This is a genomic window from Embleya scabrispora DSM 41855 (genome assembly GCF_000372745.1).
Lineage (GTDB): Bacteria > Actinomycetota > Actinomycetes > Streptomycetales > Streptomycetaceae > Embleya > Embleya scabrispora.
In genome coordinates this window covers 104,924-113,583 of the sequence record NZ_KB889677.1, presented here as the reverse complement: position 1 = coordinate 113,583, position 8,660 = coordinate 104,924, and the positions used below count along the sequence as shown (strand labels likewise).

9 protein-coding genes are annotated in these 8,660 nt (G+C 71.2%); 6 read left to right on the top strand and 3 right to left on the bottom strand.

Annotated elements, in window-relative coordinates:
* The first annotated feature begins 184 nt into the window (after window positions 1–184).
* Window positions 185–817 carry a nucleotidyltransferase family protein gene (locus tag A3IC_RS0128130; protein WP_052173834.1) on the top strand — a complete coding sequence of 211 codons (633 nt, stop codon included), beginning with the start codon at window positions 185–187 and terminating at the stop codon, window positions 815–817.
* A gap of 305 nt (window positions 818–1,122) precedes the next feature.
* Here the strand turns inward: A3IC_RS0128130 and A3IC_RS0128125 are convergent, their stop codons facing one another.
* On the bottom strand, window positions 1,123–1,653 hold the full coding sequence (locus A3IC_RS0128125; RefSeq protein ID WP_026218831.1) for a cell division protein SepF: 531 nt from the start codon (window positions 1,651–1,653) through the stop codon (window positions 1,123–1,125).
* 458 nt (window positions 1,654–2,111) lie between these two features.
* Here A3IC_RS0128125 and A3IC_RS56925 point away from each other — a divergent pair, with 458 nt between their 5' ends.
* The 4 genes from A3IC_RS56925 (at window position 2,112) to A3IC_RS66890 (ending at window position 6,704) form a co-directional block, all read left to right on the top strand.
* Complete coding sequence (locus A3IC_RS56925; RefSeq protein WP_020553407.1) at window positions 2,112–2,858, top strand: hypothetical protein; 747 nt, start codon at window positions 2,112–2,114, stop codon at window positions 2,856–2,858.
* A 64-nt stretch (window positions 2,859–2,922) separates the two neighbouring features.
* Window positions 2,923–5,514, top strand: coding sequence for a protein kinase domain-containing protein (locus A3IC_RS62760; protein ID WP_052173832.1), 2,592 nt, complete (start codon window positions 2,923–2,925; stop codon window positions 5,512–5,514).
* Between the two features lie 174 nt (window positions 5,515–5,688).
* Window positions 5,689–6,129, top strand: coding sequence for a DUF6325 family protein (locus A3IC_RS0128110; RefSeq protein ID WP_020553406.1), 441 nt, complete (start codon window positions 5,689–5,691; stop codon window positions 6,127–6,129).
* A 113-nt stretch (window positions 6,130–6,242) separates the two neighbouring features.
* The gene (locus A3IC_RS66890; RefSeq protein ID WP_020553405.1) at window positions 6,243–6,704 is read left to right on the top strand and encodes a YqhG/Tai3 family protein; all 462 of its coding nucleotides are present in this window, start codon (window positions 6,243–6,245) and stop codon (window positions 6,702–6,704) included.
* A 139-nt stretch (window positions 6,705–6,843) separates the two neighbouring features.
* On the opposite strand, the gene A3IC_RS0128100 is transcribed toward A3IC_RS66890, so the two are convergent.
* The gene (locus tag A3IC_RS0128100) at window positions 6,844–7,170 is read right to left on the bottom strand and encodes a rhodanese-like domain-containing protein (protein ID WP_020553404.1); all 327 of its coding nucleotides are present in this window, start codon (window positions 7,168–7,170) and stop codon (window positions 6,844–6,846) included.
* A gap of 43 nt (window positions 7,171–7,213) precedes the next feature.
* Here A3IC_RS0128100 and A3IC_RS0128095 point away from each other — a divergent pair, with 43 nt between their 5' ends.
* A complete protein-coding gene (locus tag A3IC_RS0128095) occupies window positions 7,214–7,849 on the top strand; it encodes a TetR/AcrR family transcriptional regulator (RefSeq protein WP_020553403.1) in 636 nt (211 codons plus the stop codon).
* Window positions 7,850–7,919: 70 nt separating this feature from the next.
* Here A3IC_RS0128095 and A3IC_RS0128090 read toward each other — a convergent pair whose 3' ends face one another.
* Window positions 7,920–8,573, bottom strand: a complete 654-nt coding sequence (locus tag A3IC_RS0128090; protein WP_158696124.1) for a hypothetical protein — start codon at window positions 8,571–8,573, stop codon at window positions 7,920–7,922.
* Between the last annotated feature and the right edge of the window lie 87 nt (window positions 8,574–8,660).

The following is an 8,660-nucleotide window of genomic DNA, read 5'->3' as shown; positions in this document are numbered from 1 at the left end:
CCCCGCGACCCGACCCCGTCTCACCACCCCTCGACCCGACCCCGACTCACCACCCCGCGACCCGACCCCGACTCACCACCCCGCGACCCGACCCCGACTCACCACACCCCCGACCCCCGACCCGCCCACCCCCCGCTCCTCCCCCACCCCACCCCCCGTGCCGCTCCAGCGGCCCCGTGGTGCGATGGAGGCTCCGGTCGTCCGGTCGTCGTCGAAGAGGAGTGTGTCCGTGGGTGGCGTGGTCGGGTTGTTGCTGGCGGCCGGGGGCGGCCGGCGGCTCGGAGGGCAGGCCAAGGCTCGGCTGAAGCATCGGGGGCGGCCGCTGGTCGAGTTCGGGGTCGGCGAGCTGTTGCGCGGCGGGTGCGACCGGGTCGTGGTGGTGCTCGGGGCCGAGGTCGACGCCGTGCTGGCCGAGGCGGACCTGGCCGACGTCGTCGTGGTGCGCAACGACGACTGGGCGAGCGGCATGGGTTCCTCGCTCGCCGCCGGAGTCGCCGCCCTGCCCACCGACGCCGAGGCCGTCGTGGTCACCCTCGTGGACATGCCCGGCGTGGGCGCCCCGGCCGTCGCGCGCCTGATCGCCGCATCCGGCGCGCGCGAGGACCTGATCGCGGCGGGCTACGCCGGCAAACGCGGCCATCCGGTCCTGTTCGGCCGCGCCTGGTGGACCGAACTGGCCCGTACGGCCGAGGGCGACGCCGGCGCCCGGGCCCTGCTCGCCGCACAACGCGCCCGGGTGCGGCTGATCGAGTGCGCCGACATCGCCGACCCGTTCGACATCGATACACCCGCCGACCTGGACCGACTCGACCCCTGAACGGCGTACGGACCCGGCCCACCCGAGCCCGGGTCCGTACGAAGTCCCGTGCGCGGCGCACTCACGCCCGGTTGCCTGCCACACAGTCACGCGGCCACGAACCGTCGACACATTCGACCCGGCGCAAATCGCGGCACCGTCGACGTGCCGAGCGCGGTGCGCGCGGCAAGGTGGCCAAGCCAAACGATCACGGCATGCCGATCCCGGGCCGAGGCCGCCTCACCCGACCCGCCCCAGCCGGATCCCGTCATCGGCCACGCCCCATCGCCGGCCGCATCCCGCCACCGGCCACGCCCCGTCGCCCGCTACGCCTGGTTGAAGAACCCGTCGTGGTTCTGCTGGGACGGGTCGCCCGTCAGCAGCCGGGCGTCGGCCGGCATCAGCAGGAAGACCCGCTTCGCCAGCCGCTCGATCGCACCGCGGCGGCCGAAGGTGAGCCCCGAGGCGAAGTCGACGACCCGCTTGGCATCCGACTCGTCCATCGCCGTCAGGTCGATCACCACCGGAATGTCCTGCCGGAAGTACTCGCCGATCGCTCTGGCCTCGTGGTAGCTCTTCGGGTGCACGACGGCGATCCGCGTGCTCGGCCGGGCCGGTGTCTCCGAGGCGGCCGCCCGCGCGGCGAACACCTCCGACGCCGGCACCACGCTGCCCTCCAGGGCACGCGAACGCGACTCCTCGGGCTCGTCGTCGTAGACCCAGCGCGACCCCGTGTCGTCGTCGTCTGCGTCGTATGTACCGGTCTCGTAGGCACCCGCGCCGGTGCGGTACAGGTCGTCGTCCACGTCCCCCGAACCGATCCCGAGCCACGAGCCGGCCTTGCGCAATGCGCCCATGGGCACCTCCGCGTCCGCTCGTCCCGGCCCCGTCCGGGCTATCTCGTCGTCCTCCACTCGACCGAACTGTATGCGAGTGCCGGGTCTGGCGCGTCGAACGACGCGCCTATAAACGGACAGATCATCCAACCAACCTCGAACGGGCGTACCCAGTGCGGCTTCTGACGTCATTTGAGATCTTTATCCGCGCATTTCGAATCGAACCACATCGAATGCCCGAGCACGCCGTCCGAACACAAGAACTCGAACTGGCGTACGAATACGTCGATTTTCTCCAACCTCCACCGCGGAACACGCGCCCGACCTCGGAATCGTCCGCCGATCCCCCGATCCCCCGATCCCCCGAGTCGCCGATCCGCCCATGCGCCGAGTAGCCGGGACGAACGTGAACGGACACACCCCTACCGACAACGCAGCGGCAGGTCGCACACTCGGATGCGACATCTTCGGAGGTGAGCATGGATTCGCCTTTCCGCATCGTGCGGCCCCCTCGTCCGCTCGAAGAGCCGTACCCCTCCCGTGTCCGCATCAACGAACAGGTGGGCGCCGTCTGGGAGTGGGGGATGCGCGAGGATCCCGCGGCGGCCATCCGGCTCTACCACCAACTCGGCGAGGTCGCGAGCCGGGTGCTGGGCAGCACCGATCGCGACACGCTCAACATCCGCCGGGCATACGCCCACTTCGTCGGCCAGGACGGCGATCCGCGGCGCGCCGCCCAGTTGCTGGGCGGCCTGATCCCGGTCGCCGCGCAGCATCTGGGTCCCGGCGACTGGGTCACCTTGGACATGCGGCTGTGCCACGCCAGGTTCACCGGCGAGGGCGGCGAACCGCCGCGTGCGGTCGCCCTGTTCACCCAGCTCGTGGCGGACATGACCCGCGCGCTGGGCGCCGAGGCGGAGAGCACACTGACCGCGCGCAGCTTCCAGGCCCGATTCACCGGCGAATCCGGCGATCCGCTCCGGGCCGCCGCGATGTACGGCGCACTCGCCCTGGATTCGATTCGGATCCTGGGCACCGACTGCCTGGAATCGCTGGTCGCGCGGGCGGGTCACGCGGTCAATCGCGGCCTCGCGGGATATCGCGGCGAGGCACTGGCTCTGTACGACCCGCTGATCGCCGACTTCGCCCGAGTGCTGGGTCCGGATCACGCGGAGACCCGGCAAACCCAGGTCTGGCAACAGTATTTCCGCGGGGGAAGCACCTGATTGCCCTTTCCGGGCGGCGGCTAAAGTGGCCACTCCTGTACGACCGGAACGGGGAACGGTGGTCATGGAAGCACTGCGCGACGGGGATCCGACACGGCTCGGGCCGTATCGGTTGCGCGGCCGGTTGGGCGAGGGCGGGATGGGCGAGGTGTTCCTCGGCACGTCCCCGAGCGGGGTTCGGGTCGCGGTCAAGACCGTGCGCGCGGAGTTCGCGACGGATCACGGCTTCCGGGACCGCTTCCGGCGCGAGGTAGACCTGGCCCGGCGGGTGGACAGCGCGTGGACCGCGCCGATCGCCGAGGCCGACCCGGACGCGCAACCGCCGTGGCTGGCCACCGAATACCTGACCGGACTGTCGCTGTCCGAGGCGATCACCCGGTACGGCCCGCTGCCCGAGGGCGCGCTTCGCGTCCTGGGCGCGCAGTTGGCCGAGGCACTGATGGCGATCCACCGCGCGGGCCTGATCCATCGCGACCTCAAACCGTCCAACGTCATGCTGAGCCGGGACCGGCTGCGGGTGATCGACTTCGGCATCTCACGCGCGGTGGACGAGGGTGGCCGGGGACCGACCGGAACGGGCCGGGTCGTCGGGTCGCCGGCATTCATGTCACCGGAGCAGGCGGACGGGCGAACCCTCGGGCCGGCGAGCGACGTGTTCTCGCTCGGCTCGGTACTGGTGTTCGCGGCCACCGGGCGCGGGCCGTTCCATCAGGATCCGCCGGTGCCGCAGTTGCAGATGATGTTGCGGGTGCTGCGGGACAAACCGTTGTTAGCCGATGTGCCGGACGGAGTGCGGGACTTGCTCGCCGAGTGCCTGGACAAGGACCCGACCCGGCGGCCCGAGCCGGTCACCGTGCTGGAGCGCTGCTTGGGCGACGACGAACCGCCGCCCGTGACTTCGTGGTTGCCGGCCGGACTCGCGGCCGAGTTGGAGCGGCGGCACCTGCGCGATCCGGCGGCGCCGGCCGAGGCGACGAACGAGGCCCCGGAGCCGCCGACTCGGGCACTGGGCATCGGAGCGGACAACGGCGCACCCACCGCGACGACCCGGGCGGCGCCGGCCGGCTCGGGCGGCCCAGGCACCTCGGGCGAACCCACCGGCCCGACCGGCCCCACCGGCCCGCCACCGCAGCCGAGCCTGCCGCCGACCGTCGGCATGCCGGAGCCGCCGGTCGGGAAGAGGGCGTTGGCCCGCCGATCCCTCCTGCTCGGCGGGGGCGCGCTCGTCGTGGCCGCGGCCGGCGGTGGCATCGGATGGCTGCTGGCGAGCGACGAGACGAATCCGGGCAAGCAGGTGTGGTCGTATCCGGCAGGCCCCGCCGCCGGTTCCTCGTTGAGCGTGCAGGGCGATCTCGTCTACCACGTCGCGGAGGGCGTGGGCGGCGGCAAGGGCCAGGTCACCGCGATCGACGCGGAGTCCGGCAAGCAGGTCTGGCGCAAGGCCACCACCGGCAGTTCGGTGTCCGCACCGCTGACCACGAAGAGCCACGTGTTCGTCGTCTCCTGGACGGTGGACACCTCGGCGTTGGTCCCGGAGCCGTCCCAGCCCTCGACCTGCACCGTGCACGCCTTCGACCCGTTCAACGGCGAACAACGCTGGGTCCTGGAGTACGCGGCCCGCTGGGTCAACCTGCCGGCGGGCCTGGACGGCGAACTGTTGTATCTGGGCGTCGCCGAGGAGAACTCGTCCTCCACCGGCCCCGGGCGGATCGTCGCGATCAACGCGACCACGCACCGGGAGGTATGGAAGGCGGACATGTCCAAGGACACCGGTCTGCCGGCGACGCCGGTCTTCGCCGGCGGCCTGGTCTACGTGCTCGCCGAGCCCAGGTACTCCTCGTACCCGGCGGTTATCCGCGCGTACGACCGCGGCGGGAGTCCGAAGTGGGAGATCCCGTTCAAGGACTGCCCATGGGGACGCAACGTGGTGCCGGCCGGCAACCAGGTGCTCGCGCTGGTGACCTCCGGCCGGAGCGGCGGCGCGTACACCTGGCAGCGCTACGCACGCGACGCGACCACCGGCGCCGCGCTCTGGGGCCCGATCCCGGTCGAGGGCGGACCCAGCAACGGCCTCACCCTCGCCGGCGACACCGCGTTCCTCGTCTACGATGCCGCCGACGACGAGGCCGAGTCGGGCGTGGTGGCGGTGGATCCGCTCACCGGCGCGCAGGTGTGGAAGTACGAGATGGAGACCCGCAACGTCAGCGGGATCGCCCGGGTGGACGACGTCGTGTACGTGGCGAGCCACCCCTCCGAGCCGCAGGCCGGCGTACTGCCCTCCACGACCGGCGGCGCGTCGCCCACGAACGGGCCGGCCGGCTCGGTGAACAAGGGCGCGGTCCACGCGTTGGAGGCGAAGACCGGCAATGTGGTCTGGAAGCGCGAGATGCCGTCCCACGGCGCGTTGGAGACACCGGTCGTGGCCGACGGCAAGGTCTACGTCTCGATGGATGCGACGTCGACCGGCGCGACCGGCGACGACGCCGCCCACCTGATCGCGCTGAGGGCGAAGACCGGCGAACCGGCCTGGCAGGTCGCGCTGCCGGCGCCGGTGTCGTCACGAGTGGTGTCGGCGAAGGGCAACGTGTACCTCGGGCAGTGGCAGCGCCCGGACGCCCCGAAACCGGCGGCGTCGGTGGTCGCGTACGAGGGGTGAGCCCGGGTCGGCGGAGGCGGGTCGTGCGGCGACACATGAATGCGCGCGAAGCGGGAACGGGCACGAAGTTGCGAGCACGCTCCACTTCGCCACCGCACTACTTCCGTCGCCGTACCCGGCTCCGGCACCGCACCTGCTCTTCACCGCCGCACCTACTCCCCGAGACGAGGAAGCATGGCCGAGTTGGGACCCGTCGACGCCATCGTGTTGGGCTTTCCGGGCCAGCGGCTGACCCCGGCCGTGCTGGACGCGTTCGAGTCGGTCGAGGAGCGCGGCGACGTGCGATTGATCGACGCGCTGATCGTGGTCAAGGACATGGCGGGCGAGGTGAGCAGCCACGAGGTCAGCGAGTTCGAGGGACTGCGCGACATGGCGGCGGAGTTGGCCGCACGGGAGCTGCTGGGTCTGGCCGGGGACGAGGACGTCGACCAGATCGGGCAGGTCATGCCACACGACTCGCTGGTGGTGGTGCTGTTCGTGGAGAACATCTGGGCTCGCGAAGTGGCGGCCCGGATCCGCGATTCGGGCGGCCGGTTGCTCTCCTACACCCGGTTGCCGCAGTCCGTGTTGGACGATGCGGAAGAAACGCTGACGGGGACGCCCGACGCCACCTGAAGGGAACGAATCGATTCCCGAACGGTAAAGCCGGGCAAAGTCACGCAACCCGTCCCACTGGTTGGACGTCTCCACCGATGCAAGGGCACATCCCCAAGCAAGCGGAGGTCGACATGACCGCCAGGATTCGCCGTACGGCCGCCGTCACAGTGGCCGCCGGACTCCTCCTCTCCGCCGGCGCCGCCGCTCCGGCACTCGCCGCAACCGGCGGAGCACCGCCCGGCGTACATCAGGCCCGACAAATCGGCGTCGTGGCAAAGGTGACCGCCTTCTACGACCAGTACCTGTCCGCCGTCAACGGCACCAACCCGAACATGGACCCGACCGAGGTCCGCAACGAGTTCCTCACCCCCGAACTCAACGCCCGCCTGGACGCGTGGGCCGAAGAGAACGGCGCCGACCCGGTCTTCCGCGCGCAGAACACACCACAGAGCCGCGAGGTCCACTACGAGGGCAGCGGCGCGGGCAGCGCAACGGTGATCGTCACCGAACACTTCGGCGACTCCACGATCGACGTCCGGTACCGCGTCCCACTGGCCGGCGGCCGAATCACCGACCTGAAGGACGCACCCTGATCAGTCGCCGCGCAACGGCCGCCCATGCCGCCGGGAGCACACCGCGACCCCGGGTTGGCCCGATCCGAATCCGGTGATCCCGATCGGGGAGGGACGTGGCGGACTCGCCTCGGCCCTCCCCGTCCCCGACGCCGTGGACTCACGCCGATTCGGTCGGGAGGCCCGCGTTCGTCCAGTCCTCGATGCCCTCGGCGTACTTGCGGACGTTGGTGTAGCCGAGGTGGGTGAGGCGGTCGGCGACTTGGCCGCTGTTCGGGCAGGCGGGGTTGGAGCAGTACGTGACGATCGCCGCGTCGTGATCGGGCAGCAGGGTCGGGGCGAGCGTGTCGACCTCGTCCCGGACCAGGGCGAGCGCGCCGGGCAGGTGCTGCTTGGCCCAGTACTCGCCGCCGAGCGCGTCGACGACGGTCACGGTGCCGGCGGCGATCTCGGTGCGCAGTTCGTCTCGGGTGATGAGTGCGGTCATGGCGGTGCCTCCACCTCGCAGGGAATCGGACTATAGTCCGCTTGTGGCTCACGACGAGATTAACGGACCGCAGTCCGCTTCTGCAATCCCCCTGGACCTGCTCCGCACTCCACCCCCCAGGGAACGCGCGGACGCGGCCCGCAACCGAGCCGCCGTCCTGGAGGCCGCCGCGCGGCTGTTCGCCGAACAGGGCGTCGCGGCGGTATCGATGGACCAGGTGGCGGCGGCTGCCGGAGTCGGCAAGGGCACGCTCTTCCGCCGCTTCGGCGACAAGTCGGGCCTGGCGGCGGCGCTCCTGGACGCGCGGGAGCGGGTCTTGCAGGAGGCGATCCTGCACGGCCCCCCGCCCCTGGGCCCGGGCGCTCCGGCGGCCGAACGCCTCGGCGCATTCGTCGACGCGTACGTCGACTACCTACTCGAACACCTCGACCTGATCCGCATGTCGGAAACCTCGTCCCCCGGCGCCCGCTACCGCATCGGCGCCTACCGCTTCTGGCACCGCCACGTGACGATCCTGCTGGACGCGACGGCGACGGATCCGGATCACGCGGCGCACGCACTCCTGGCGCCCCTGGCCGCCGAACACGTCACGGCCCTGCTGCCGGAACTGGGTCCGGAACGCATCCGCGCGGGTGTACTCCGCTTGGCCCGCGCCGCGGTGCACCCCGAGCGCGACTGACGGGCCCCACCGGCGGCCGTGCCTCGGGCACCGTCCCTCGGGCTTCGGCCCGGGCCCGAGGGGCGATACGTCAGCGGCCGGCCGCCGTCGCGGAGCGCACCCGCCAACTCTCCTCGTACGGAATCCGCGTGCCCGGCGTGTGACCCGCGTCGAGGTGCGCGAGTAGAGCCTCGACGTACAGGTTCTTACCGTCCGTACGCATCGGGGCGATCTTCGCGCCGGAGAACTTGCGGACGACGCTCGCGTCGGCGTCCGTCCACAGCCGGTCGGCGGCGAGCGCCAACCGATCGAGAAGGTACTCGAACGTGCCGTGGGAGAACTGGAGTTCCGACCCGGCGGGCGGTTCGAGGGTGGGGTGAGCCGTGAAACCGCGCAGCTTGACCAGGGCGTCGACCTCGGGGACGAGCTCACCCTCCTCGGCCGTTTCCAGGTTCTCCAGGTAGGCCAGCCCGTTGCGCAACCGCTGGGTGACACCCTGCTCGGTGCGCTCCGAAACACACCGCCCCACGAGTTCGGCACCGTTGAGCGACAGCGACGCGGCGGCGAGATACTGCCCATGGCTCACCAACAAACCCGCCGACGCGATGAATTCGCGCAACGCACCGGCGGTGTACAGATACTTGCAGCCGTACGGCGGTATCCCGTACCGCGCGGAGACCGGCGCCCAGACCTCGGCCTCACCTCGCGGCAACGCGTGCCGGGTACGACGAATCGATGACTTCATGGCCACATGGGTACCGGTGCGCGCAATCCCCGGACAACCGGATTTCCCCACCGGGCCACCACCGAGACGCCCCTTCGGCCCTGCCCC

Bases quoted from the DNA above. Each gene is read 5' to 3' on its own strand.
- A3IC_RS62760 (WP_052173832.1), top strand. From the start codon at position 2,923: ATGGAAGCACTGCGCGACGGGGATCCGACACGGCTCGGGCCGTATCGG.
- A3IC_RS0128100 (WP_020553404.1), bottom strand. From the start codon at position 7,170: ATGACCGCACTCATCACCCGAGACGAACTGCGCACCGAGATCGCCGCC.
- A3IC_RS66890 (WP_020553405.1), top strand. From the start codon at position 6,243: ATGACCGCCAGGATTCGCCGTACGGCCGCCGTCACAGTGGCCGCCGGA.
- A3IC_RS0128090 (WP_158696124.1), bottom strand. From the start codon at position 8,573: ATGAAGTCATCGATTCGTCGTACCCGGCACGCGTTGCCGCGAGGTGAG.
- A3IC_RS56925 (WP_020553407.1), top strand. From the start codon at position 2,112: ATGGATTCGCCTTTCCGCATCGTGCGGCCCCCTCGTCCGCTCGAAGAG.
- A3IC_RS0128125 (WP_026218831.1), bottom strand. From the start codon at position 1,653: ATGGGCGCATTGCGCAAGGCCGGCTCGTGGCTCGGGATCGGTTCGGGG.
- A3IC_RS0128110 (WP_020553406.1), top strand. From the start codon at position 5,689: ATGGCCGAGTTGGGACCCGTCGACGCCATCGTGTTGGGCTTTCCGGGC.
- A3IC_RS0128130 (WP_052173834.1), top strand. From the start codon at position 185: ATGGAGGCTCCGGTCGTCCGGTCGTCGTCGAAGAGGAGTGTGTCCGTG.